Source organism: uncultured Victivallis sp. (genome assembly GCA_944389935.1).
Classification (GTDB): Bacteria; Verrucomicrobiota; Lentisphaeria; order Victivallales; family Victivallaceae; genus Victivallis.
On sequence record CALXOE010000001.1, the window covers coordinates 151,586 to 175,355 of the forward strand.

21 protein-coding genes are annotated in these 23,770 nt (G+C 59.2%); 2 read left to right on the forward strand and 19 right to left on the reverse strand.

Annotation, left to right across the window (positions count from 1 at the left end; translation table 11 throughout):
* Positions 1-10: 10 nt before the first annotated feature.
* The 19 genes from carB to Q0J85_RS00755 all read right to left on the reverse strand — a co-directional run bounded on the left by carB (position 11) and on the right by Q0J85_RS00755 (position 21,633).
* A complete protein-coding gene (carB, locus tag Q0J85_RS00665) occupies positions 11-3,217 on the reverse strand; it encodes a carbamoyl-phosphate synthase large subunit (RefSeq protein WP_294477282.1) in 3,207 nt (1,068 codons plus the stop codon).
* 283 nt (positions 3,218-3,500) lie between these two features.
* Complete coding sequence (locus Q0J85_RS00670; protein ID WP_294477284.1) at positions 3,501-4,469, reverse strand: glycosyltransferase; 969 nt, start codon at positions 4,467-4,469, stop codon at positions 3,501-3,503.
* Complete coding sequence (locus Q0J85_RS00675; protein ID WP_294477286.1) at positions 4,456-6,315, reverse strand: glycosyltransferase family 39 protein; 1,860 nt, start codon at positions 6,313-6,315, stop codon at positions 4,456-4,458. Before Q0J85_RS00675 ends, Q0J85_RS00670 begins: the two co-directional genes overlap by 14 nt.
* A 13-nt stretch (positions 6,316-6,328) precedes the next feature.
* Complete coding sequence (locus Q0J85_RS00680) at positions 6,329-7,471, reverse strand: aminotransferase class I/II-fold pyridoxal phosphate-dependent enzyme (protein WP_294477288.1); 1,143 nt, start codon at positions 7,469-7,471, stop codon at positions 6,329-6,331.
* Positions 7,472-7,501: 30 nt separating this feature from the next.
* Positions 7,502-8,323: a nucleoside triphosphate pyrophosphohydrolase gene (gene mazG, locus Q0J85_RS00685; RefSeq protein ID WP_294477290.1), complete on the reverse strand. Its 822-nt coding sequence runs from the start codon at positions 8,321-8,323 to the stop codon at positions 7,502-7,504.
* Positions 8,324-8,325: 2 nt separating this feature from the next.
* Positions 8,326-10,656, reverse strand: coding sequence for an outer membrane protein assembly factor BamA (gene bamA / locus Q0J85_RS00690; RefSeq protein WP_294477291.1), 2,331 nt, complete (start codon positions 10,654-10,656; stop codon positions 8,326-8,328).
* A gap of 42 nt (positions 10,657-10,698) precedes the next feature.
* Positions 10,699-12,120 (reverse strand): replicative DNA helicase, encoded by a 1,422-nt coding sequence (gene dnaB, locus Q0J85_RS00695; RefSeq protein WP_294477293.1) that lies wholly within the window; start codon positions 12,118-12,120, stop codon positions 10,699-10,701.
* A 7-nt stretch (positions 12,121-12,127) separates the two neighbouring features.
* Positions 12,128-12,577 carry a 50S ribosomal protein L9 gene (gene rplI, locus Q0J85_RS00700; RefSeq protein WP_294477295.1) on the reverse strand — a complete coding sequence of 150 codons (450 nt, stop codon included), beginning with the start codon at positions 12,575-12,577 and terminating at the stop codon, positions 12,128-12,130.
* Between the two features lie 22 nt (positions 12,578-12,599).
* Positions 12,600-12,830 carry a 30S ribosomal protein S18 gene (gene rpsR / locus Q0J85_RS00705; RefSeq protein WP_294477297.1) on the reverse strand — a complete coding sequence of 77 codons (231 nt, stop codon included), beginning with the start codon at positions 12,828-12,830 and terminating at the stop codon, positions 12,600-12,602.
* Between the two features lie 86 nt (positions 12,831-12,916).
* Positions 12,917-13,507 (reverse strand): single-stranded DNA-binding protein, encoded by a 591-nt coding sequence (locus Q0J85_RS00710; RefSeq protein WP_294477299.1) that lies wholly within the window; start codon positions 13,505-13,507, stop codon positions 12,917-12,919.
* A gap of 57 nt (positions 13,508-13,564) precedes the next feature.
* The gene (rpsF, locus tag Q0J85_RS00715) at positions 13,565-13,894 is read right to left on the reverse strand and encodes a 30S ribosomal protein S6 (RefSeq protein WP_294477301.1); all 330 of its coding nucleotides are present in this window, start codon (positions 13,892-13,894) and stop codon (positions 13,565-13,567) included.
* A 10-nt stretch (positions 13,895-13,904) separates the two neighbouring features.
* The gene (pth, locus tag Q0J85_RS00720) at positions 13,905-14,537 is read right to left on the reverse strand and encodes an aminoacyl-tRNA hydrolase (RefSeq protein ID WP_294477304.1); all 633 of its coding nucleotides are present in this window, start codon (positions 14,535-14,537) and stop codon (positions 13,905-13,907) included.
* A gap of 29 nt (positions 14,538-14,566) precedes the next feature.
* Entirely contained in the window at positions 14,567-15,202 is a 636-nt protein-coding gene (locus Q0J85_RS00725; protein ID WP_294477306.1) for a 50S ribosomal protein L25, read from the reverse strand.
* Between the two features lie 47 nt (positions 15,203-15,249).
* Positions 15,250-16,203 (reverse strand): ribose-phosphate pyrophosphokinase, encoded by a 954-nt coding sequence (locus tag Q0J85_RS00730; protein ID WP_294477308.1) that lies wholly within the window; start codon positions 16,201-16,203, stop codon positions 15,250-15,252.
* Positions 16,204-16,449: 246 nt separating this feature from the next.
* Positions 16,450-17,103 (reverse strand): polysaccharide deacetylase family protein, encoded by a 654-nt coding sequence (locus tag Q0J85_RS00735; RefSeq protein ID WP_294477310.1) that lies wholly within the window; start codon positions 17,101-17,103, stop codon positions 16,450-16,452.
* Between the two features lie 20 nt (positions 17,104-17,123).
* A complete protein-coding gene (locus Q0J85_RS00740) occupies positions 17,124-17,930 on the reverse strand; it encodes an RNA methyltransferase (protein ID WP_294477313.1) in 807 nt (268 codons plus the stop codon).
* 59 nt (positions 17,931-17,989) lie between these two features.
* The gene (locus tag Q0J85_RS00745) at positions 17,990-19,549 is read right to left on the reverse strand and encodes an NAD(P)/FAD-dependent oxidoreductase (RefSeq protein ID WP_294477315.1); all 1,560 of its coding nucleotides are present in this window, start codon (positions 19,547-19,549) and stop codon (positions 17,990-17,992) included.
* Entirely contained in the window at positions 19,546-20,247 is a 702-nt protein-coding gene (locus Q0J85_RS00750) for a CvpA family protein (RefSeq protein ID WP_294477317.1), read from the reverse strand. The genes Q0J85_RS00745 and Q0J85_RS00750 overlap by 4 nt, the downstream gene beginning before the upstream one ends.
* Before the next feature lie 3 nt (positions 20,248-20,250).
* Positions 20,251-21,633, reverse strand: coding sequence for an ATPase, T2SS/T4P/T4SS family (locus Q0J85_RS00755; protein ID WP_294477319.1), 1,383 nt, complete (start codon positions 21,631-21,633; stop codon positions 20,251-20,253).
* Between the two features lie 282 nt (positions 21,634-21,915).
* Here Q0J85_RS00755 and Q0J85_RS15410 point away from each other — a divergent pair, with 282 nt between their 5' ends.
* Together Q0J85_RS15410 and Q0J85_RS00760 are read left to right on the forward strand one after the other, a co-directional pair.
* The gene (locus tag Q0J85_RS15410) at positions 21,916-22,005 is read left to right on the forward strand and encodes an AURKAIP1/COX24 domain-containing protein (RefSeq protein ID WP_106053758.1); all 90 of its coding nucleotides are present in this window, start codon (positions 21,916-21,918) and stop codon (positions 22,003-22,005) included.
* Positions 22,006-22,136: 131 nt separating this feature from the next.
* Positions 22,137-23,768 carry a tetratricopeptide repeat protein gene (locus Q0J85_RS00760; protein ID WP_294477321.1) on the forward strand — a complete coding sequence of 544 codons (1,632 nt, stop codon included), beginning with the start codon at positions 22,137-22,139 and terminating at the stop codon, positions 23,766-23,768.
* Positions 23,769-23,770: the final 2 nt, after the last annotated feature.

The window sequence follows — 23,770 nt, forward strand, 5'->3', positions numbered from 1 at the left end:
GCCGATGCACTCAACGGCCCGACTGATACTCCTGCAGCGATTTCAGCGGAGACTCCCCGTGTTTCGCCTCCCGGATGCCGGCGGCAGTCGCCCGCGCAGCCGCGATGGTGGTCATGTACGGAATCTTGTACTGAATCGCTTTCATGCGGATATAGCTGTCATCGATCTTCGACAGACGGCCGATCGGCGTATTGATAATCAGCGAGATCTGGCGATTTTTGATGAGATCGGCCACGTTCGGCCGCCCCTCATTGAGCTTGTGCACTTCGGTCGCTTCGATTCCGTTGGAATTCAGGAACTTCGCAGTCCCCTCCGTCGCGACGAACTTGAAACCGAGATCGCGCAGCGTCTCCATGATCGGCAGCAGATATTTCCGCTCCCGTTCCGAAACCGAAACCAGCACCGTCCCCTCCAGCGGCAGCTTCGATCCCGCCGCCTGCTGGGCCTTGTAATACGCCATTCCGAAGCTCGTGGCCAGGCCCATCACCTCGCCCGTCGCACGCATCTCCGGCCCCAGCACCGGGTCCACCTCCGGGAACATGTTGAACGGGAACACCGCCTCTTTCACTCCGAAATAGGTCTGCGGATGCGGCTTGAGCATGTCGGCATACTCCGAGAGTTTGTGGCCGAGCATCAGGCAGGTCGCAATCCGCGCCAGCGGCACACCCGTCACTTTCGAGACGATCGGAACCGTGCGCGATGCCCGCGGATTCGCCTCGATGATCCAGACCTGATCCTCGCACACCGCAAACTGCACGTTCAGAATTCCTTTCACGCGGAAGTCCTTCGCGATCGCCGCCGCATGCGCGGAAATCGTATCGAGATGTTTCTTCGGCAGCGTTACCGGCGGAATCGAACAGGCCGAATCGCCCGAGTGAATGCCGGCAAGCTCAATGTGTTCCATCACGGACGCAACGAACGTCTCGTCCCCGTCGGAAACCGCATCGACCTCGCACTCGATCGCATTGTCGAGGAAACGGTCGATCAGCATCGGGTACTCGGGGCTGACCTGAATCGCCTCGATCGCATAACGGGTCAGCGTCTCCTCGTCGTAAATCACCGCCATGCCGCGGCCGCCCAGCACGAACGAGGGACGCACCATCACAGGATACCCGATCTCACGGCCGAGCACAATCGCCTCCTCCAGCGAACGCGCCGTGCCGCTTTGCGGCTGCTTGATCCCCAGCGCGATCATGCGTTCGCGGAAATATTCGCGGTCTTCCGCCAGGCGGATTCCCTCCGGCTGCGTGCCGATGATCTTCACGCCCGCATCCTTGAGCTCCTGCGCGATGTTCAACGGCGTCTGGCCGCCGAACTGGACGATGACCCCCTCGGGCTGCTCTTTCTCGTAAATCGCCAGAACATCTTCGGTGGTCAACGGCTCAAAGTAAAGTTTGTCACTCGTATCGTAGTCGGTCGAAACCGTCTCGGGATTGCAGTTGATCAGCACCGACTCATACCCCTCATCCCGCAGCGTGAACGCCGCATGCACACAGGTGTAGTCGAATTCAATGCCCTGACCGATCCGGTTCGGACCGCCGCCGAGAATCATGATCTTGCGGTTCGAGCTGACCGGCACCTCGTCCGGCGCGCCGGAGTAGGTCGAGTAGTAGTAGTCCGCATTTTCGACGCCGCTGACCGGCACGAGACAGTAGCTGACCTTGCAGCCGAGAGCCGTCCGGCGGGCACGGACCTCTTTCTCCGGAACGCTGAAGAGCTTCGCAAGATACTTGTCCGAAAATCCGAACTTCTTCGCCTGCACGACCATCTCATCCGGCAGGGCCATCCAGGTATAGGCCGCGAGTTTCAGCTCGAAATCCGCCAGCTCCTTGATCTCCTGCATGAAGAAACGGGAGATTTTCGTCAATACACACGCCTCGTCGACGGTCAAACCTTTCTTGAACGCCTCGTAAAGGTGGAAGAAACGCTCGCTCGACGGCGTCGCCACAAGCGGGCGCAACTCCTCAAGGGAGAGCTTTTCGATCTTCTTGACCATCCCGAGCCCCGCCCGGCCGATCTCCAGCGAACGGATCGCTTTCTGCAGCGCCTCCTTGAAGTTCTTGCCGATGCTCATCACCTCGCCGACCGCTTTCATCTGCGTGCCGAGCCGATCCTGCGCCTGCGGGAACTTCTCAAACGCCCAGCGGGCGAACTTCACAACCACATAGTCACCCGACGGCGTGTAGCGGTCAAGCGACCCGTCGCGCCAGTAGGGGAGCTCATTGAGAGTCGTCCCCGCCGCGAGTTTCGTCGAGACGCTCGCAATCGGGAATCCGGTCGCCTTTGAAGCGAGCGCACTCGAACGCGACGTGCGCGGATTGATCTCGATGACGATGATCCGCCCGTCTTCGCGGTTGTGCGCGAACTGCACGTTGCAGCCGCCGATCACTCCGACCGCGTCGATGATCCGGTAGGCGTACTCCTGCAGTTTCGCCTGCACTTCCTGTGAAACCGTCAACATCGGCGCGACGCAGAAGCTGTCCCCGGTATGAACCCCCATCGGGTCGACGTTCTCAATGAAGCAGACCGTGATCTTGTTTCCGGCCGAATCGCGGACGACTTCGAGCTCAAGCTCCTCCCAGCCGAGCGCACACTCCTCGACCAGCACCTGCCCGATCAAACTCGCCGCAAGTCCGCGCGAAACGATTTCGCGCAACTCCTCGACGTTGTAGACGATGCCGCCGCCGGTACCGCCCATCGTGTAGGCAGGACGCAGCACCACCGGGTATCCGAGTTCGTTCGCGATCTTCTCGGCCTCTTCGACCGAGTAGCAAGGCTCCGACTTCGCCATGGGGACGTTGAGAGAAGCCATCGTCTCCTTGAAGATAATGCGGTCTTCGCCGCGTTTGATCGCGTTGAGGTCGACACCGATGACTTTCACCTGATATTTGTCGAGAATCCCGTTGTCCTGAAGCGAAATCGCCAGATTCAGCGCGGTCTGACCGCCGAGATTCGGCAGCAGTGCGTCCGGACGCTCTTTCGCAATGATCTTCTCAATGCTGTCGACGGTCAGCGGCTCGATGTAGGTGTGATCCGCCATGCCCGGATCCGTCATGATCGTCGCGGGATTCGAGTTTGCCAGAACCACCTCGTACCCGAGTTCCCGCAGCGCCTTGCACGCCTGCGTGCCCGAATAGTCGAATTCACACGCCTGCCCGATGATGATCGGTCCGGAGCCGATAATCAATACCTTCTTAATGTCTTCCCGCTTTGCCATATCAACCTTCTTGTCTGATTTGCGCGACGCCCTCCGCAGGCCGAAATCTCGAAGCCGTATACAAATCAGCGAAAGAAACGCATCATTGCGCCTCTTTCGCATGAGAGCCCACCGCTCAGGATTGTAACCCCGGTTTTCCCACTCTATCGGACATCGCTGTATGTTAAAAGTTCCGTACACAAACCAGAGATCTAATATAGCGCGACAAACAGCTTCTGTCAACCCCGTCCCCCCGGAAAAAAAGCGGGCAGCGAAAAGCGCTCCCCGCTTCACCATCCGGACGTTATTTCTCCGCTTTGCGTCCGCAGATTTCCTCGATGAAATAACGCGGCCTCGCCCGGACATCGTTGTAGATACGACCGATGTACTCCCCGATCATCCCGATGCCGATCATCTGGATTCCCGTGAAGATGAACATCACCGCAAACAGCGTGAAAACACCTCCCTGCCCCCAGGAATCCCCATCCCCCCAGCAGAAACGGCGGATGACGATGTAGACGCTCAGCACATACCCGCAGAACGCGGCGAAAATTCCGAAATAGGTCAGAATCCGCAACGGCATCGTGGTCATGCAGGTCAGCAGATTGAACTGCAGATTGATGAGTTTCCAGAGCGAATACTTCGATTCTCCCGAGGCGCGCTCGCTGTGTTTCACCGGAATCTCACAGGTGTTTCGCGCAAAACTGTTCCCCAGCACCGGAATGAATGTACTGCGTTCGTTGCACTGCAGCATCGCTTCGACGATATGCCGCCGGTAGGCGCGCAGCATGCAGCCGTAATCGTTCATCTTGACCCCGGTCGCTTTCTGCGCCACCCGGTTCACAATCTTCGAGGCGAACCGCCGGAATAGAGTGTCTTTCCGCTTCTGCCGGACCGTACCGACCACGTCGTTCCCCTCTTCCGCCGCGGCGATGAGATTCGGAATCTCCTCCGGAGGATTCTGCAGATCCGCATCGAGCGTGATGACCAGATCCCCGCGAACCAGCGAAAACCCCGCCATGATCGCGGAATGCTGCCCGTAATTGCGATTTAAAATACAGCTGATCACCTGATCCGGCCGCTTTTCGCTCGCGGCTTTCATAATCTCAGCGGAACAGTCGCGGCTGCCGTCATCGACCAGGATGAATTCAAACCGTCTCCCGATCCCGTCAAGGACTGCAAGTGTCCGGTCAATCAGCTCCTGAAGACATCCCTCTTCATTATAAACCGGCACCACAACCGAAACGAATTCGATTTTATCACTCTTTTTCATGTTCCGTCACGCTCCTCAGATCACTCTCCTGCGGCAGATTCAAAATCCAGATGGCCCGGCGGCGCGATCTGCTCTTCACCACCTCGAACGAACGTTCGCTGTAATCCGGCTTCTCAACATCGATCGGCAGATTCAACTCCCGCGCCGCGCGCGCCAGAAGCTCCAGATCCGACTTCCGGTCGTAGGAAGAGAGCGCAATCCGGTGTCCGGCGTTCTTTTCGACAAACGCCCGAAGTTCGGAGAGAAGCTCCTGATACTCCGCCTCAACACGCTGTTCCGGCGTCATCGCCGCGATCTCCTCCCGCGAGAGATCGCGGGTCCAGAATCCCAGACACTCCTCCACCGGACGCTGCAAGTCCAGATAAAACAGCATCTTCGAGGGCGCATCATCACGCCAGATCAGAATTCGTTCCGGAACGATTCCGGAATTCGACTCGGCAAACGCCCGATAAAGCTGCTTCTCCGTCCGGTACTTGGTCATCGACGGCATCACGCAGTCAAATACGCCCGCCATCACGATCGCGCATCCGAGCACCATCGCCCCGGTCCGGGGCGGCAGCCCGGTCAGCCGGTCGATCGGACTTTCGGATTGCCGATCCACGAGCATCACCGCCAGAGTCAATCCTCCCGTCACCGGCAACGCAATCATCAGCAGCAGCGGCGGCTCAAAATCAAAAAAATGATTCCACAGCGGAATCCCGACCAGAGACGCCACCCCCAGCGACCCGATGACGATCACCACCAGCCGCATCAGCAGAAACAGCGGACGATCCCACTTCACAACACTCCAACCTCCCCCGATTCCGGCAGCGGCGATCAGCACACAGAACGGCATCACCGGCAGAATATAATACCACCGCCGCGAAGTCGAACAGCTGAACAGCACAAACATCAGCAGAGTGCCGATCATGAGTTCCCGAACCGGCAACGGCAGTTTCTTCCAGTTCCGGATCATCCCCGCAATCACGACGATAATCAACGGAGCCCACGGCAGCAGCGTCCGCGGCAGATTGTACAGATAGCTGTAAATCGGATCCTTATGGTCGAACGCATTGAACACCCGGACGATATTCTCACGCCAGACCAGTTCAAGACCGCTCAGCGCATTCCCCTCCGGAAGTCGGTGCGGATACTCCATCGGAACGACCGCCGCAAAATAAAACGGCACAAAGAAAATCGCCGTCGCAATGATGAATGCGCAGAAATTGGAAATCTTCAAGTGCCTGAGCCACCGCTTCTCCATCAGCAGATGCGACGCAATCACCACGAACGGCATGACCAGCGCGGGCAATCCTTTCGCCCAGGCCCCGAGGAAACAGATCAGGTAAAAACCGAAATAATGATAGAATTTCGCCCGGTCCTCAACCTGATAGAAAAAGGCAACAGCCAGCACGATCGCCGCCATGTTCGCCATGTCCGCCGCCGCAGCCCGTGCCCAGAAGAGAAATCCGTAACACGAAAGCAGCATCCACCCCGCCAGCAGCGCCGTCCTCCGGTCGAAAAGCTTCCGCCCGAGCAGGAGAATCCCCCACAACCCGGCCAGCCCGGCCAGCGCACTCGGAATGCGCACGATGAACTCATTGAACCCGCCGTACAGCAGCGCAAACGGCAGAATCAGCCAGTAGGTCAGCAGCGGCTTGTCGAAGTAGATCCGCCAGTTCAGCGACGGATGCAGCCAGTCGCCCGAGACAAGCATCTCGCGGGAGATTTCCGCCCAGCGATCCTCCGATCCGCTCAACGCATTATGGCCGAGAAACAAAAACAAGGTGAGGACGGCAAATCCCCAGAAAAACAGCTCGCTGCGACGCGAAGCCGCCGTTGACTCCTGCGAAAAAGAACGATCCATAGATCAACCCGCTTTATTTTCCGGCCAGAACCGCTTTAATTGCATCCACCACATCGATCACATCATCGAACGTCATATCGGGGAACAGCGGAAGAGAACAGATCCGATCGCTGTTGTACTCCGTCGCCGGCAGCATTCCCGGGCGGAATCCCATCACTTCGCGATAGTATTTCTGCAGATGTGCGCAGCGGAAGTGCAGTCCGGTCCCGATGTTCCGCGCTTTCAACGCGGTCATGAAACTGTCACGATCGATCTTCGGCGTATCGACCCGCACCACAAAGAGATGCCATGCGTGCTTGAAATCGTAGTCCGGATCCGCGAGCGGCCGAATCTCCGGAATCTCCGAAAGCTCCTTGCGGTAGAGCATGGCCAGCTCCCGCCGCCGCGTGTTGATGTTGACCAGCCGGGAGAGCTGCGACACCCCGATCGCCGCACAGATGTCGGTCAGATTGTACTTGAATCCCGGCTCGATCACCTCCGCCTGCGGAGAACGGCCGCGGTTCTGCCGGTCGAAAGCGTCCATCCCGATGCCGTGGAACTTCCAGCGGCGCATCAATGCGGCATCTTCCTCGTTGTTCGTCACGAACATGCCGCCTTCCCCGGTCGTCACATTCTTGATCGCGTGGAACGAGTAAATCGCCGCACCGGTCGAACCGACGTGCCGCCCCTTGTAAAAGGTTCCGAGCGCATGGGCGGCATCCTCCACCACGGGAATCTCTCCCGCAACCCGGTAAATTCCGTCGAGATCGAGCGCCGCGCCGGCAAAGTGCACCGGCACGATAAGTTTCGTCCGCGGCGTGATCTTTTCGGCGATGCTCTCCGGCGTCGCCAGCAGCGTCTCCCGGTCAACATCGCAGAAAACCGGCGTCGCCCCGGCCAATACAATCATATTCACGATCGACACCCACGTCATCGACGGCGTGATGACCTCATCCCCGGGACCGATCTTCATGATCTTCAGCAGCAGATGCATCGCCGCAGTAGCGGACGAAACCGCCACACCGAACCGATTTCCGGTCAGCTCGCACACCCCCGCTTCCAACGCCGCATTCTGCGGTCCGTTCGTGATCCATCCGGAACGCAACACCTCCGTCACGGCCTGTATATCGGCCTCATTGATCGCCGGCCGGGTAAACGGCAGAAATTCACTACGCATATCGCTCCAACTCCTCTCTTCAAGGGGCCATCAGCAGCCCTGCTTTTCTTCCTGCAATTTCGCTTCCCGCCACAAAGCCTCCATCCGGTCGATCCCGGCCTTTTCAAGCGGAATGCCGGCCTCCGCCAGACGCCGCTCGATGTAGCGGAAGCGCGATTCAAACTTCCGGTTGGCCGCCCGCAGCAGCTCCTCCGACGTCGCCCGTTTGCGGAAACGCGCAAGATTGGTCACCACGAAAAGCAGATCCCCGATCTCCTCGTCGATGTGCTCCTCGTCGCCCTCGGCCATCGCCTCTTTCAGCTCGGCAAGCTCCTCCTCGATCTTCTCGACAATTCCCGTGCTGCAGCTCCAGTCGAACCCGACTTTGGCGGCTTTCTTCTGAAGTTTCTCGGCGCGGTTCAAACTGGTCAGATAGTGTCCGACCCCGTCCAGAATCGACTGTTCCTGCGGCTTGCCTGCGGCGGCTTTCTCTTTCGCCTTGATCTTTGTCCAGAGATCGACGACGTCGTCGGCTGTTTCGGCCGTTTCAGTGCCGAAAATATGCGCGTGTCGCCGCACCATCTTCTCCACAATTCCGCCGGCCATGTCCCGATAGGTGAACTCTCCGCGTTCAGTGGCAATCACGCACTGAAACAGCACATTCATGAAGAGATCTCCGAGTTCTTCGCAGATATCCTCCGGATTGTCCCGGTCGATCGCATCGAGCAGCTCGGCACACTCTTCGGCGAGGCAGCGGCTCAGGGTCTGCCGGGTCTGCTCCCGATCCCACGGACAGCCGCCCGGGGCGCGAAGCCGCTCGAGAATCGCCAGAAGCGACTCGGCCGTCGGTTCAAATTTTTCAACAGCATCCATCTTCAGTACGAAAATCCCAAATTGAAATGGAAACGCAGTTTATTCGACTCGTAATCCTGATTGTTCACGATCGGATACGCGAGGTCGAGCTTGATCGGTGCATTGATGACCGGCAGCTTGATGCGCAGTCCGTAACCGATGCCGACGTTGATCTCGGAGAGATCCATCTCAAACGAATTCTTCCAGGCGTTGCCGACGTCACAGAAAACCGCGCCGCGGACCGGCCCCCAAATCGGATGCGTCACCTCAGCCGTCAACTGCAGCATCGTCTGACCGCCGTAATTGTTCCCGTGCCCGAAAGTCGGAGAGACCGAACGGTACTCAAAGCCGCGCAGCGAATCGCTGCCGCCGAGGAAGTAACGCTCGAAGATCGGAACATCCTTGTTGCGATTCACCGAAGCGACCGTCCCGATCTTGCCGCCGATCATCGCCACGATCGCCTTGTCGAAGAAGTTATAGTAATAACTTCCCTTCGCTTCGAGGCGATAGTAGGAACTCGACGATCCGAGGAATTTCGGTGTGACCGAACCGAACAAATTGAGGTTGTATCCACTGGTCGGATCGGTCAGACTGTCGCGCGTATCCCGGGTCAGCGACAGGAACGGCTGGCTCACGAACTGCCCGTCGGTCTGCTTGTTCTCCCGCATATACTCCTTGAACCGGTGCGACACATGGTTGATCTTCACATACTCGAACTTGTAACCGGCCGAAATCGAGGTGAAATCATCAAAGATCCGGCGCGTGAGAGAGGTCCGGAAACCGACCCGGTTCTCCCGCCATTCATCGTAATCGACCATATTCATGAAGCCGGAAATTTCAAACCGCAGCGGCAGATCGAAGAGCCACGGCTCTACGAAGTCGACATTGAATCCTGCATTCTCGACGCCGAGCACCCCCTGAATGCGCATGCGCTGACCGCCGCCGTAAAACCAGTTTCCGGGGTTGGTGATGTCGAAGTTGTCGGTGGAGATCTCCGCCATGCCGAAGAAATCACTGATATCCGACGCCCCCGCTCCAATCCGGAAATTGTAGCGCGTCGGCTTCTCTTTCACGCGGAAAATCACATCTTTCTCGTCGAGCGCGTCCGCCCCGACCGGCTCGGCCTCGACACTCTCGAAGTAGCCCATGCCGAGCAGACGCTGCCGGCTTACGTCGATTCGGGCCGGATCGACCGGGTCGCCGTCGTGAATCACAAGTTCCCGCCGGATCACCTTGTCCTTCGTGTCGGTGTTGCCGACGATAACCACCTGCCGGACAAAATACTTTCTCCCCTCGGTGATCTCGTAGACGATGTCAACAGTCTTGTTTTCATAATCCTCGTGCCGCACCGGGCGGCAGCTCATCTCGGAGTATCCGAGCGATCCGTACCGCGCGGAAAGATTGCGTACGCTCTCCTGCTCCGCACTGCTCGAGAAAGTCTCCCCCTCTTTCAACCGCAGATAGGGTGCGAGCTCTTCAGCGGTGAAAACGGTGTTGCCGACAAAACTCTGGCGGCCGACCTTGTAGGGCTCTCCCTCGGTGATCTTGAAGTCGAGATTCACATATTCCGGATCTTCCGGATCGGGCGCGATGGCAATGTCATCGATCTTGAAGTCGAGATACCCCTTGTCGTGGTACTTCTCCCGCAGCCGCGCCCGGTCGAGCTCAAGTTCGCTGCGGTTGAAAAGCCCGTAGTTGAGATAATCGTTGACAAACGGAATCCAGTTCCAGTAGGAGTAACGGTTCGCAATCGAGTGCTTCAAATCCCACTGGGAGAACACCTCCGCCCCCTCAAACGTGACATCATTCACCCGCTGTTTCAGATTCTCCCGGATCTCGAACACCAGCGTGACCGACCCGTCCTCTTCATCCGGCAAAGTCACCGGTGTGATCTGACAGTCGGTATACCCTTTGTCCAGATAGAATTTCCGGAGATTCCGCGCGCTCTCCTGCACGGCCTTGTCGTTCATCAACGCCCCCTCGGCCTGCGTGAGCTGCCGCCCCAGTTCCACGGAGGAGAACTTTTCGTTCCCTTTGAACTCGATCCGGCTGATCCGCGGCTTGAGTCGGAGTTTGAACGTGATGTTCACCTTGTCTCCGGGGAGATCTTCCACCACCGAGACCACATCGGCAAAGTTCCCCGTGTTGTAAAGACGCTTCACATCCGCATCGAGAATTTCGCGCGTGTACTGCGATCCCTTGTGCAACTGAACATTCAGCTCGATTTGTTCAGGCGAAAGAATCTGCGCGCCCTGCTGTTCAAACCGGACATCAGCCACCTCCGCAGCCCACGTTCCGGCCACGGCCAGTATGAGCAGAGCCAGCGCACCACCTGCTTTCCTTGTGAATTTCACGTTTGTACTCCCCTGATGATCCACGAAAAGGAGTTCCGCCGGTTACTGCGGACAATCCTCCTCCTTGTACGGCGCTGCCGGAATGAACTCCATCTTCGTCGGAAAGAAGAGAAGCTTCAGAATTCCGGTCCGGCCGTTGCGGTTCTTTTCAATGATCCATTCCGCCTCAACGCTCTGTTCAGCGCTGGAAATCTCCTTGGCATCATCCCGGTTGCGGTGCAGAAACGTCACGATGTCCGCGTCCTGTTCGATCGTACCGGATTCGCGCAGATGCGCAAGTTTCGGACGGGCGCCCGCGCCGGCGGTCTTGTCCACTTCACGGTTCAACTGTGCGAGAACCAGCACCGGAATATTCAAATCTTTCGCGAGCGTCTTGATGCCGCCGGAGATCTCGGCGACCTCCTGCTGGCGGCTGTCGGCACGCCCGTCGGAATGCATAAGCTGCAGATAATCGATCACCACGCATTCAATGCCCTCTTTCATCTTCAGACGGCGCGCTTTCGCCCGCAGCTCCGCAATCGTGAGCCCGCCCGTATCGTCGATGAAGAGTTTCGCCTTTTGAAACGCGGAAACCGCATTGGTCATCTTGGTCAGATCGCTGTCCCGGAACGATTTGGTCCAGAACACCGATTCGGAAAGCCCCGCCTCCGTGCACAGCAGTCGACGCGCAATCTGAGCCGAAGTCATTTCCAAACTGAAGAAAGCAACTTTCCGCGGATGCTGTGAGCGGGTCGGCAACACCAGATTCCGAATCAGATTCAGCGCAAGACTGGTCTTGCCGATGGAAGGACGGGCCGCCAGCACGAACATTTCGCCCGGTTTCAGGCCGCCAGTGTATTCATCGAGCTGAGAAAAGCCGGTCTGAATGCCGACTTCGATCTCGCCGGTGTAAATTTTCATCAATGTGTTGAACTCCTGGGCGAAGAGCTCCTGCACTTCCGCATTGGAAAATTTATCCTGATCGCCGCGGACGTTGTAGATATCGGTCTCGATCTGTTCGACCAATCGCCCCGCATCGGCGTCGGGATCATAACATTTGAGAAGCGACTCACTGCAGACATCGATCATTTTTCTGAGAGTCGCATATTTCTGGAGAATCAGACACCACGATTCGATGTTGACCGTGGTGGAAATCGAACCGTCCAGCTCCGCGAGAAAAACCTCGCCGCCGACGGCATCAAGTTTACCGAGCGTCTTGAGCCGGTGGGCAACGGAGATGATGTCCACCTTCATCTTCGGATCGTTGTAGAGCTCGAGAATGACCTGGTAAATCTCCCGGTAAACATGCGAATAGAACACCTCCGGACTCCGGAAATGTTCAATCGCAATATCCACACATGGGCTGGGCTCCCGCAGCATCGCCGCGAGAACCGCACGCTCCACGGTTGGATCATGCGGCTGCGCCCGATCGGGCAGGATCCCCGGAACCGGGCGGGCCGCAGATTTCTTCTCGTCAGACGCCATGAGCCGTTCAGCCCCGGACAACCCAGACTTTCAGCCCGGCGGCGACGTCCTGATGGAGTTTGACCTCCACTTCAAACGTTCCGAGCGTCTTGATCGGATCCATCTTGATCCGGTTGTGGTCAACCTGAATTCCCTGGCCGGCAAGCTGCTCGGCAACCATACGGGCCGTGACCGAACCGAAAAGCTGCTCGTCTTCGGTCGCCTGCATCGGAATCGACAACTCGATGCCGGCAAGTTTCTCGGCCAGAGCTTTCGCGTCGGCCAGCTCCTGCGCGCGACGGGCGGCAATCTGAACCTTGCGCGATTCGATCAGCCGCAGCGTGCCCGGAGTCGCTTTGGCCGCGAGCTTCCGCGGCAGCAGAAAGTTGCGGGCATAACCCGGCGCGACCTGGACTTCATCCCCGGCAAGACCGAGATTCTCGACGTCATCGAGGAGGATCAGTTTCACGTGAGCCATATTCTATTTCCTCCTTCTGCAATTAGTAGACCAGCGCGATGACGCGGGCGCGCTTCACAGCGGTCGCGAGCATCTTCTGGTGATCAAGGCAGGTTCCGGTGATCCGGCGCGGCATGATCTTGCCTTTCTCGGTCTGGAACTTGCTCAGGGTTTCGGCGTCCTTGAAGTCAATGTAGGTGACTTTCGCTTCGCAGAAACGGCAAATCTTCGGCTTCGCCGGCGATCTGCGGCGACCTTGTCTCTTAGGCTGCATAATTGTGATACCTTTCGTTATAAATTCACTGCGAATTTTTTAAATGCTGATTCCCGCCGGAATCCGATTTCCGGCAAATCTCGTGCTCAGAACGGAATGTCGTCCTCCATCCCCTCATCGGGATTGAACGCTCCGTTCGGCATCGGCGGCATCTCCGGCTGCGGCGCCCGCGGCATCGCCCCCTGGCTCTGCTGCGGCGCACGCGGCATCCCGCCCTGAGGCTGGCGCGGCTGATACGAACGCTGCTGCTGTCCGTAAGCGCCGCCTCCCTGCGGTTGCCCGTAAGCGCCGGCGTCATACCCCGGATTGTAACTCCCTCCCTGCGGACCGCCGTCCCCGCCGGGACGACGGCTCAGGAACTGGACCTGCTCCGCGACGACGCGCAACCGCGAACGCTTGCCGCCGCCGTTGCGGTCCTCCCACTGATCGAGCTGGAGCCGCCCCTCGATCATGACCTGCGAGCCCTTTTCAAGGAACTGTCGGCAGCTTTCCGCACTGCGGCCCCAGACCACAATGTCGACAAAACACGGCTCCTCGATCTCCTGTCCGTTTCCGGATGTATAACGCCGGTTCACGGCAATCCCGAACTCGCAGACCGCCGTACCGCTCGGCAGCGCGCGCAGATCGGGGTCCCGGGTCAGATTCCCCAGCAGAAAAACCTTGTTCAGTGATGCCATCTTCAGCCTCCGGGTTTCCAGGTTCTTGACAAATCAGACTTCCTCGCCGGCACGCTCTTACTCGAGATTGAGCTTGATCGGCCCTTCTTCCGCCGTTTCCGGACGGTCGCAGATCAGAATCATGTTGCGCAGAATCCGGTCGTCGAGCTTGTACTTGTCCTTGATGTCGATCACTTTGGCGGGATCGAGATCAAAGATGAAGTCAAAGTAGATGCCCGCCTTGCGCTTGTTGATCTCGTAGGTGAACTGGCGGCGCCCCATCGGGGTCGAGGACTCCAGTTTGCCCCCGAGAGAGGCGATCAGTTCCGCGAATTCCTTGGTGAAGGCCGCGCCCTCGTCATCCGTCCTGCGGATGTCCAGAATGAATACAGCTTCGTATTTCTTCAAAATAAACCTCTTACTGTGGTTGGTTTGTTTTTTCCTCGTCCCCGGCCGGAATGGTCCACGCATTGAACTTGTTCATCGCACGGCTCATTCCTCCGGTCAACGCCGCACGGACCGCTTCCGCCGCCGCATCGAGCGACAAGTTGAAACGCTCCGCCTCAGCACCATCGAATTTCGACAGCACATAATCGGCAGTTCCGCTCTTTTCCGGGCGGCCTACGCCGATCCGGAGCCGCCGGAACGACGGACTCCCGAGTTCGGCAATCACGGACTTGAGCCCATTGTGACCGCCGTCCGATCCGCCGGTCCGCAGCCGCAGCCGCCCCACCGGCAGATCCAGATCATCGGAGATGACCAGCACCTCCTCGGGAGCAATCCCCGCTTTCCGCGCAAATCCTGCCACCGCCAGCCCGCTCAAATTCATGAACGTCTGCGGCTTCTGCAGAAACAGCGGCCGCCCCCGGAACATCCCGGCATGCACGTAACTCTGCGCAACATGCCGCATCTCAAACCGGCCCGCCGGAAATCCGGCCAGCAACCGGTCGATCACCATGAATCCTGCGTTGTGGCGGGTCCCCTCGTACTCTGCCCCGGGATTGCCGAGGCCGACCACCAGAAGAATCCGTTCATTGTCCCCGTTCCCCATCGCCGGACTCCGTGTACGCTTCGAGCGGATTACTTCGCCTCGGCGTCAGCTTTCTTCTCCTTGATCGCCTCAGGCTCCGTCGCGGCCTCTTCCGCAGCCGGCGCCTCAGCCTCTTCCTTCGGGCGGACCACATGCGCAACGACCGCTTCCGGATCAAGATCCGTCCGCACGCCTTCCGGCATGACCAGATCCTTCACATGCAGCTGATCGCCGATATCCAGCGAGGAAACCTCCGCGGGAATGCTCTCGGGCAGATGATCCGGATGGCAGATCACCTCGATCTCATGCAGCTCGAACTCGAGAATACCGCCGTGATTCACGCCGATGCAGTCGCCATGAGCATGAACCGGAACCATCGCGGTCAGATCCGCATTCACATCAACCTCCTGAAAGTCGATGTGCTGCACGTAGTTCTTCAGGTGGTTGAACTGAACCTCCTTGACCAGCGCGGAACTCTTCGCCGCACCGTCAACCAGCGTGACCATCTGCACGTGGTGACCGGCAAGGACTTTCCAGGCATCGGCGTCGACCATGATCGACTTCGCCTCTTTCCCCTTGCTGTAGACGACCGCCGGAATCATGCCGGCCTTGCGGGCACGGCGGGAAGCACACTTCCCGAACTCCTTGCGGGACTGCACCGCAATCTCATTGTTGACTTTGCTCATGGAACCCCTTTCTTGACTTCTTTTTGGTAATTTTATGAGCGTTCAAATCAGTGATTGATATAGAAGAGCGACGAGACCGATTTCCCGTCGTGAATCCGTCGGATCGCCTCCCCGAGCAGCGGAGCGACCGAAATCACTTTGATCCGTCCACCGAGGTCGTCGATCACCGGAACCGCGTCGGTCGTCACAAGCTGTTCGATCTCCGGCGTAGCCAGCAGCTTCTCCTTGCCGGAGTCGTTGAGCATGCAGTGCGACACCGCAGCATAAACTTTCGCCGCCCCGTTGGCTTTCAGAATCTTCGCCGCCGCGCAGAGCGTCCCTGCCGTGCTCGTCAGGTCATCGGTGATGACGCAGATCTTGTCTTTCACGTCGCCGACCAGATGGCTCGACGCCACCGTCGTCGCATTGATCCGCCGTTTCGTCACCACCGCGAATCCCGCCTCGAGCATATCGCCGTAATTCATCGCCATCTTGGCCGAACCCGAATCAGGCGCGACCACCACGCCATCGGAACCGATGAGCTTCTTCAGATACGGCACCAGCACCGGCCGCGCGTAAAGGTGGTCCATCGGAATGTCGAAGAATCCTTGAATCTGCTGCGAGTGCAGATCCATCGTGATGATGCGGTCCGCCCCCGCTTCCGTAATCAGGTTCGCCACGAGCTTCGCGGTGATCGGAACCCGCGGCTTGTCCTTGCGGTCCTGCCGGGCGTACCCGAAGTAGGGCAGCACAGCCGTGATCCGCGCGGCACTCGCACGACGCGCCGCGTCGATCATGATGAGCAGTTCCATCAAATTGTCATTGGGCGGCTTGCACGTCGGCTGAATCAGGAACGCATCGGCGCGGCGGACGTTCTCCTCAAACTGTACGAAGTACTCCCCGTCGGGGAAGTGGGTGAGATGTACCTTGCCCAGACTGATCCCGAGATAATTCGCGATCTGCTGCGACAGCTCCGGATGCGCGCTGCCGGAGTACACACAAATGTGCTTTGCCTCTTCCATTTGGACTTCCATTGTTTTTTGCATTTTGCAATTCGGGAAACCCCTGCCGGGAGGCGGAAAGAGCGCAAAACGGCGTTTCGCGTCACTTAAAGGCCTCTCGGTGCGGCGGCCGCATTCCCCGCAGGGAATCCCGGCCGCTTTCGATCCGCGCAACGGATCAAGGTCTCTCTCATATGCCGGATTTATTTACCAACGAACTTTACTATATCACCACTGTGAACACTTTACAAGTCTTTCCGCAATTTTTCATTGCAGAAAGTCCCGGAATGCCAGCACCCGGTATCCCTCCCGCCGCAGAAACCGCATCTGCCGCTCGAACACTTCCGGCGGCGTATCGACCCACGGATGCAGCCGATCCGGAACGCCGTGATACACCAGAACCGGAATGGCTCCAGCCTCCCCATACGAAAGCGCCCGGAGAAAATTGGAGTCATCCGCACCGTGCACGGCGACCGCCGGCACAAGAAAGGGATCGTCCACCTCCGGAATCCACGCCCGGTCCGCAACGATCCGCCCGAATCGGAATCCGTGCCTGGCCAGCAGGGCCGGCGCGTAGTCCGCCGCCGGACCGCCCGGATACGCAAACGCCGTGCTGCGCGGCAGGCCGACGTCACGGAAACGCGCCTCGAGCGCCTCGATCTGCCGGGAACACTCCTCCGGCGTGATTCCGCCGAGACCGGCGTGCGTGAGCGTGTGGTTCGCCGTCTCAAACCCCGCCGCATCGAGCGAGCGGATCTGCTCCCAGGTCATGTACTGGAGCTTGTTCACCGCGAAATCCGGCGGGAACTCGCACAGAAAAAACGTCGCATGAAATCCGAGCTCCGCCAGCAGCGGAGCGACCAGTGACGCATGATTCGATACCGCGTCGTCAAACGTCAGCACTACGGTTTTCCGATCCATGATCCGCCTCCCGGTTCCGGTTATTTCCAGCCGCGCTGGCGGGCCGCTTCATAGAGCAGAATCGTCGTCGCGGTCGCGACGTTCAGGGAGTCGATCTTCCCGAGCATCGGAATGCGCACCGGCAGATCCGAATGCTTCATCCACAACTCGGTCAGCCCGGTCTGCTCGGTGCCGACCACGATGGCGATCGACTGCGTCATATCGACGTCGGTGTAGATGTTTTCCGTATGAGGCGTCGCGGCGAGCGTCCGGATTCCATGCTCGCGGAGCCACGCGAGCGCCTCCTCGTTCTCCGCCTCGGCCAGCGGCACCGAAAAAAGCGCCCCGGTGCTCGCGCGGATCACATTCGGGTTGTAAAGATCCGTGCACTTGTTGCAGATGATGAAACCGTCGACCCCAGCCGCATCGGCACTGCGCAGAATCGATCCGAGATTGCCCGGTTTCTCCACCGCCTCGGCCACAAGGTAGAGGCCGTTCTCCACGATCGGGAGATCCGCAAGCGTATGGCGCTTCATCTTCGCAACGGCGATAAGTCCCTCCGGCCTCTCCCGGTAGGCCATCTTCTCGAGCAGATGCGGAGCGACCTCCACAACGCGCACCCCTTCCGACGCGAGCGCCTCAAGCAGAGGATACTCGTTCTCTCCGAGAAAATGGGAGGGGGAAAAACAGCACTCCACAAGCTCCATCCCGTATTCGCGCGCCCGCGTCAGTTCACGATACCCCTCCAGCACTGTAAGCTGCTCTTTCTCCCGCGGCCGCCGGTCGCGCAATTTGATGATATGTTTGACCATCTCATTCTGAGCGCTTGTAATCTTGACGAACTCCATTTTCCACCTCTCTCGACCGTTACGATCGCATAAACCGTCACTTATCCGTCATTCTTCCGTCACTTACCCGCCATTTTCAAAATGGCGAGCGCAACCCGCAGGCCATCTGCAGCTGCCGACATGATGCCGCCCGCGCAACCGACGCCCTCGCCCGCCGGATAGAGTCCGGAGAGATTCGACTCGAACGTGACGGAATCGCGAAGAAAGCGCAGCGGGCTTGAAACGCAGGTTTCGAGCCCCACGAGCTTTCCATACCGGATGAAACCGGGGTTTCCGCGATCGAAGTGGCGGATCGCCGCCCGCAGCGCAGTCCCCAGCAGTTCCGGAACCATCCGGTCGAGGCGCCCGGGGACGATCCCGGTCGCCGCACCGGTCCCCCGCTGCGACAATCCAGCCCGACCGGCCAGAAACGCCGCCGCGTCCTGCGCAGGAAGCGTGTAATCGCTCCCCCCCGCCTCGAAAAAACGGGACTCCAATCCGGCAAGAAACCGGTAGACTTCCGTCACATCCCCGATTGCTTCGGGCTGAAAAGTCGTGATGAGACAGCCGTTCGCGAACTCTCCCGAACGCGCATAGTCGCTCATGCCGTTCGTGACGGAGCGTCCACTCCAGGCTGTCGCGTTCAAAATCACCCCGCCGGGGCACATGCAGAACGAACTCACACCGGGAATTCCCTCGCGGGAACGCGAAACAAGATGATACTCCGCGGCACCGAGCGCCGCCGGGCGGCTCTCCAGATGATACATCGCCCGATCGATGAACTCCTGCGGGTGCTCGATGCGGCAGCCGAGCTGAAACGGCTTGAGGCCGCAGGCGGCTCCCTGTGCCATCATGCGCTGCACGAGTGCCCGCCCGCCGAGCCCCGGCGCCATCACCACGGCCGGAGCTTCCAGACGTTCGCCGCTTGCAAGCTCGACTCCGGCACACCGCCCCTCTTTCAGCAGCACTCCCGTCACCTCAGCACCGAACCGGAACGTCCCGCCGAGCGCGACAATGCGTTCGCGCAGTTTCACCGCAACCTTGCGCAGCCGGTCCGAACCGATGTGAGGCCGCTTCAGATAGCGGATCTCCGGAGGGGCTCCCGCCTCCACAAAAGCATTCAGGATAAAGGCCGCATGGGCATCGCGCGTCCCGGTATAGAGTTTTCCGTCCGAAAAAGTCCCCGCGCCGCCCTCTCCGATGAGCAGATTGCTCGCCTCGTCAAGCAGCCGCTCTTTCTGGAATTTCCGGCAGTCGGCATACCGCTCCTCCACGGGGCGGCCGCGATCGAGGATCAGCGGCTTCGCCCCCGCCAGTGCGAGGGCGAGAGCGGCGAAGATTCCGGCCGGCCCGGTCCCGACCACGACCGGATGAAGCAGCGAAACCGATTCCGGCAGCTCCAACTGCGGAACGGCATGCAGCGTCCCCGGAGCATCGCCCTCGTCGACGTCAAGTTCCAGATTGTAGAGCAGTACCGGGCGGCCGCGACGCGCGTCGATGCTCTTTCCCGTGATGACCCAGTCGCGCAACCGGCCGGGGGGAATCCCCCCGGCCCGGGCCGCGACTTCCGCGACTTTGTCGTCGATGTCGGCGGGAGCCGTCGTGGAATCGACCTTGAATCCGGTGATTTTGCGGATCACTTGTTCATTTCCCGGTCGCGCTGTTCTTTCTGCTCGCGCACATTCGTGAGCATTCCCTTTTTCTTTCCGTCGCCGTTGTCGGCGGCTCCGGGCGGCGGGGTTTCACCGTTTTGAAGCGCCTCGTCGAGCACCTGTTTCGCATGCTCCTCCTCCGCGACGGCGGCGGCATTCTCGAAGAGTTCCGAAAGCCGTTCGCGGCACGCCTTGTTCCGGCCGGACTGCAGCGAGAAGAAGTTGACCGTTCGGGTGATTGCCATGAGATTTGAAGTCGAACGATTCTGCACCGACTCCGCCGAGAGACCGAGCGGAAGCGCCGTCCGGATCGGCGTGAGGCAGACCACCGCCCCGACGAAACTGATCAGAATCGATCCCGTGAACAAACCGAACAACGCACCGCCGATCCGATCCACCCACTGCGGGAACACGTAATGATTCCCTTTCGGATTCAGCGAAGAGTAGATCATGAACAGCGCGATGAAAACCACCGCGCCCGTCACGCAGACCGTGAGCGCCGACTGAAACGGCGAAACCGCCGCCGGCAGAAATCCGAACACCGGAGCAATCAACTTCTCCGTCCAGAGCCCGAGATAAGCCGCAAACGAAACGCAGATGAACTTGGAAAAAGACCGGTACAGCAACCGCTGAAACCCCAGTACGGCAAATACCACCGGAACACCCCAGAAAAGCAGCAGTTCCATCTCTTAAATCCCCCTCCTCGTGATCGTCTTCATGACCCGGGCGGCCTCCTCGCCGGAGATCGTTCCCTCGTTGACCAGCGCCTGCAATCCCTCCAGCAGGCCGGACCCGTCGCCACTGCCGCCCAGATTCTGGCGCAGCAGGTCGATCGTAACCCCCTGCGTCTCGAGCGTGTCGCCGAGGATCTGCCGGTCGGGCAGGTCGAAGACCGCCGCCATCCCGCCGTCGTTCCGGCGCGCGAGTGCCTGGCTGAGCAGCGCCATCGGAATTCCGGCGAACATCCGCGGCGTGATTTCCCATTTCTCGAACTTCGCAAACGCCTCCAGCGGAGTTGCGCAGTCGATCTGGGCGATGACAAGGTGACCGCTCCGGGCGAATCCGACTGCAATTCCGGCGCTCTCCGGATCGGCGAGCGTCCCGATCGCAAGCGTGTCTGCGCCGTTGTTGATCGCCGCGCCCAGAAGCTTCGAGAGCGGATGGCCGCCGTAGGGGTCGATCTCGTACTGGGCGACGTTTTCGAGCTTGATCTCGATCGGATTTTCAAATGTGGCGATTCTCCGCCCGGCGAGTTCGGGGGCGAGCAGAAGCGAATACATCGTCGAGGTCCGGCCGCTGCCGGGCCGTCCGAGCAGCAGAATGAGACCGCTGCCCTCCGCAAGCAGCGCACGCAGCTCGGCGAGCTCCGTCGCGGGAATCCCGAGACGGTCGAGATCAGGAACGTGATCGAGCATGCCGAGCCGGATCATAAGCTGTTCGCCCGCGGCCGCCCGGGAACTCGTGACGTGACAGTAGACCGCAGAATCCTCGGTACGCGCGTAAAATCCTCCGTTCTGCGTGCTGCGCCGCTCTCCGATCACGAGGTTCGCCGCATGCTTGAACGCCGTCACGAGACTTCCGCCGGGCAGACATCCGAGGTGGACTGTCCGCTCCTCCGCCCCGCGAATCCGGAAGTAGACGTTGTATTCCCCATCCTCGTCCGGGCGGATCATGACCCGCTCGGCACTGCGTTTGAGCGCATCCTCGATGAGGCCGTAGGCCAGCGTCATCGCCTCCACCGAAGCGGGCTTGGTGTCGACCGGGACGATCGGCTCGCGGCTCCGGAGGTCCAGAAGTTCAAACGGCGGCGGCTCGTCTTTCTTTCTCTTCTTCGAGCCGGAACGGGCCTGGAAAAGCTGTTCCGGCGTGGCCTCCTCGACGCTGCGATTCGCAAACTGCTGCGAGATCCAGAAATACAGCAGCGCTGCCGGCCCCAGAAAAAGCGCCGCCAGATTCAGCCATCTTCTCCCTTTCTCATTCTCCCCGGAACGTGCTTCGATGAAGTCCAGCGTATAGACTCCCGCGAAGATCCAGGCCAGCAGAATCAGTATCAGAAGCAGATTGTAATACACTTGATTCCCCCTTTTCGCCCAAAGCCTGAAAAATTCTTGATCAATTTAACAAAATACCGCATTTTCCTCTCTTTTGCAACCCGCTGGGGGGAAAATCTTCCGAATAAGCTGTTCTTTCCCGATGAGAAACCAAAAAAACCCCTGTTTTTAACCGGAAAATCATCAAGAACACAAAAAAAATCGCTTTTTTTTCGTTTCGGGGGGAGCATTTTTGCAAAAACGGGTTAAATTACTGTAAATCTGTACGAGAATGTACAAACTCAACCATAAGAGAGTGGAAGAATGGGCAACCTTAAAAAGAAACGGCGCAAGAAGATCGCCAAGCACAAGCGGAAGAAGCAGCTGAAACTGCTGCGGCACAAGAAGAAGTAACACTTCTCGATGCCAGCTGCGCCCGATTCCGGTTGTCTTCGTTCGCGATCGACTGGAGCCGGGCGTGTGTTTTTTTCAGGGCGGAGAGCCCGGTTTCTCCGCCGAAACCAAATCGATGACAGGGATACGCCATGAACAGTTCAACCAGGTTTATGCTCGTCTGTGCTCTGGCAGGGAGTCTGACACTCCCCGGAGCAGAGATCGCCTCCGACACCACGGCCGAAACGCCGGCCGCTCCGGTTGCCGCTCCGAAATTCTCCACCGCGGCGGAAGCCCGGGTGCGAGCCATTGAAAACTTCATGAGCGCAACCAAATGCCGCGATCGCGACGAACGCTTCGCTCTGCTGCTCGAGGTGCTCAAGGACGATCCCGCCGCGATCCCGCCGCGCAACTACATCCGCGCCATGATCGAAACGCGGGCCGACGCGCGGAAAGTCGCGGGTGAACTGCTCGAGCTCTCCCGGAAGAATCCGGAACAGCTCGGCCTCGCGTCGCTCGCATTCCAGATGTGCTACACCGCCAACATGGCTCCCGACGACTATCTCGGAGACATCACCGACGTTCTGAATGAAATCCCTGATCCGGCCCAACTCCCGGAAGAGGAGCTGAACGAATATTACAATCTCATGAGTCTCTACTCCTCCGCCCTGAAGCAGGCGCGCAACTACGGAGAGGGGACGGCCTACTTCGCCTCGGAACTGGATCGGGAACCCTCCCCCTATCGCTCGATCGTCCTGCGGTTCGCGGTCGACTTCGAGCACTTCTTCTCGAAACTCGGAAACCGGGAGAGCCGCTGGTTCGGTCTCGTCGACAGCGACCGCGAAAAAGCGGGGAAACGGTTTGAGGAACTCTTTTCCGAACTCGAAACGCTCGAGCAGAATCTGACCGGCGAAGAGTCTGAACGCGCCATGGATTTCTACCTCTCCGTCGGGAAACCGGAAGCCGCGCTGAAACTCGCGGAAAAACTCGCAAAGGCGAATCCCAACCCGACCAATGAAACCCGTCTGGCCTACACCGCCATCGCGGCGAAGCGCTTCGAGCTGGTCCCGCCGATCGTGAAAAAACTCTCCGGGCTCGACGGCTGGAAAGGGGTTTCGCAGCTCATTTCCATCAACAGTTTGCTCGCTCAGGAGAAGTACGACGAGGCGAAAAAGGAGATCCAGCAGTTGAAAGTTCCGATCGCCCGCGACGAATTCATGCTCAAACTCCACGCCGCCCGGAAAGATTACAAGGCCATGCGCGACGAACTCGACGGCATGGAGAAACGGCTCTCGCCGGATGTGGACGTTGACCTTGCGAACGCCCTGCGGCAGCTCGTCGTCGCCGAAAAACTCCGCGACGTCGAACTCCTGAACCGGATCTGGAAACTCCTCGTCGATACGAAACAGATCGAATCGACCGACGCCGCCAACTCCGTCGGTTATGTCGCGGCCGAACTGAACGTCCGCCTCGACGAAGCGAAACTCCTGATCGAGCAGGCGCTCGCCGGGGACCCCGACAACTACGCATTCCTCGACAGCATGGCATGGGTGTTGTTCCGCCAGGGGAAATACGCCGAGGCCGAGACGTACATCAACCGGGCGCTGCGCGCCTCCGAACAGGAGAGTGCGCGCGGTGTGATCTTCGAGCACAAGGGGGACATCCTCCTGAAACTCGGCCGCAAATCCGAGGCGCTTGCCGCCTACCGCGAGGCGATGGATTACTCAGAAGACGATGATTTCGATCCCGCCCGTGTCGAAGAGAAGATCCGCCAGCTGGAGTAGTA

Bases quoted from the DNA above. Each gene is read 5' to 3' on its own strand.
- Q0J85_RS00760 (WP_294477321.1), top strand. From the start codon at position 22,137: ATGAACAGTTCAACCAGGTTTATGCTCGTCTGTGCTCTGGCAGGGAGT.
- Q0J85_RS00750 (WP_294477317.1), bottom strand. From the start codon at position 20,247: ATGGAACTGCTGCTTTTCTGGGGTGTTCCGGTGGTATTTGCCGTACTG.
- pth (WP_294477304.1), bottom strand. From the start codon at position 14,537: ATGGGGAACGGGGACAATGAACGGATTCTTCTGGTGGTCGGCCTCGGC.
- Q0J85_RS00710 (WP_294477299.1), bottom strand. From the start codon at position 13,507: ATGGCATCACTGAACAAGGTTTTTCTGCTGGGGAATCTGACCCGGGAC.
- Q0J85_RS15410 (WP_106053758.1), top strand. From the start codon at position 21,916: ATGGGCAACCTTAAAAAGAAACGGCGCAAGAAGATCGCCAAGCACAAG.
- Q0J85_RS00730 (WP_294477308.1), bottom strand. From the start codon at position 16,203: ATGGAAGAGGCAAAGCACATTTGTGTGTACTCCGGCAGCGCGCATCCG.
- Q0J85_RS00670 (WP_294477284.1), bottom strand. From the start codon at position 4,469: ATGAAAAAGAGTGATAAAATCGAATTCGTTTCGGTTGTGGTGCCGGTT.
- Q0J85_RS00675 (WP_294477286.1), bottom strand. From the start codon at position 6,315: ATGGATCGTTCTTTTTCGCAGGAGTCAACGGCGGCTTCGCGTCGCAGC.
- dnaB (WP_294477293.1), bottom strand. From the start codon at position 12,120: ATGGCGTCTGACGAGAAGAAATCTGCGGCCCGCCCGGTTCCGGGGATC.
- rplI (WP_294477295.1), bottom strand. From the start codon at position 12,577: ATGGCTCACGTGAAACTGATCCTCCTCGATGACGTCGAGAATCTCGGT.
- Q0J85_RS00735 (WP_294477310.1), bottom strand. From the start codon at position 17,103: ATGGATCGGAAAACCGTAGTGCTGACGTTTGACGACGCGGTATCGAAT.
- Q0J85_RS00725 (WP_294477306.1), bottom strand. From the start codon at position 15,202: ATGAGCAAAGTCAACAATGAGATTGCGGTGCAGTCCCGCAAGGAGTTC.
- mazG (WP_294477290.1), bottom strand. From the start codon at position 8,323: ATGGATGCTGTTGAAAAATTTGAACCGACGGCCGAGTCGCTTCTGGCG.
- Q0J85_RS00680 (WP_294477288.1), bottom strand. From the start codon at position 7,471: ATGCGTAGTGAATTTCTGCCGTTTACCCGGCCGGCGATCAATGAGGCC.
- carB (WP_294477282.1), bottom strand. From the start codon at position 3,217: ATGGCAAAGCGGGAAGACATTAAGAAGGTATTGATTATCGGCTCCGGA.
- rpsR (WP_294477297.1), bottom strand. From the start codon at position 12,830: ATGCAGCCTAAGAGACAAGGTCGCCGCAGATCGCCGGCGAAGCCGAAG.
- Q0J85_RS00740 (WP_294477313.1), bottom strand. From the start codon at position 17,930: ATGGAGTTCGTCAAGATTACAAGCGCTCAGAATGAGATGGTCAAACAT.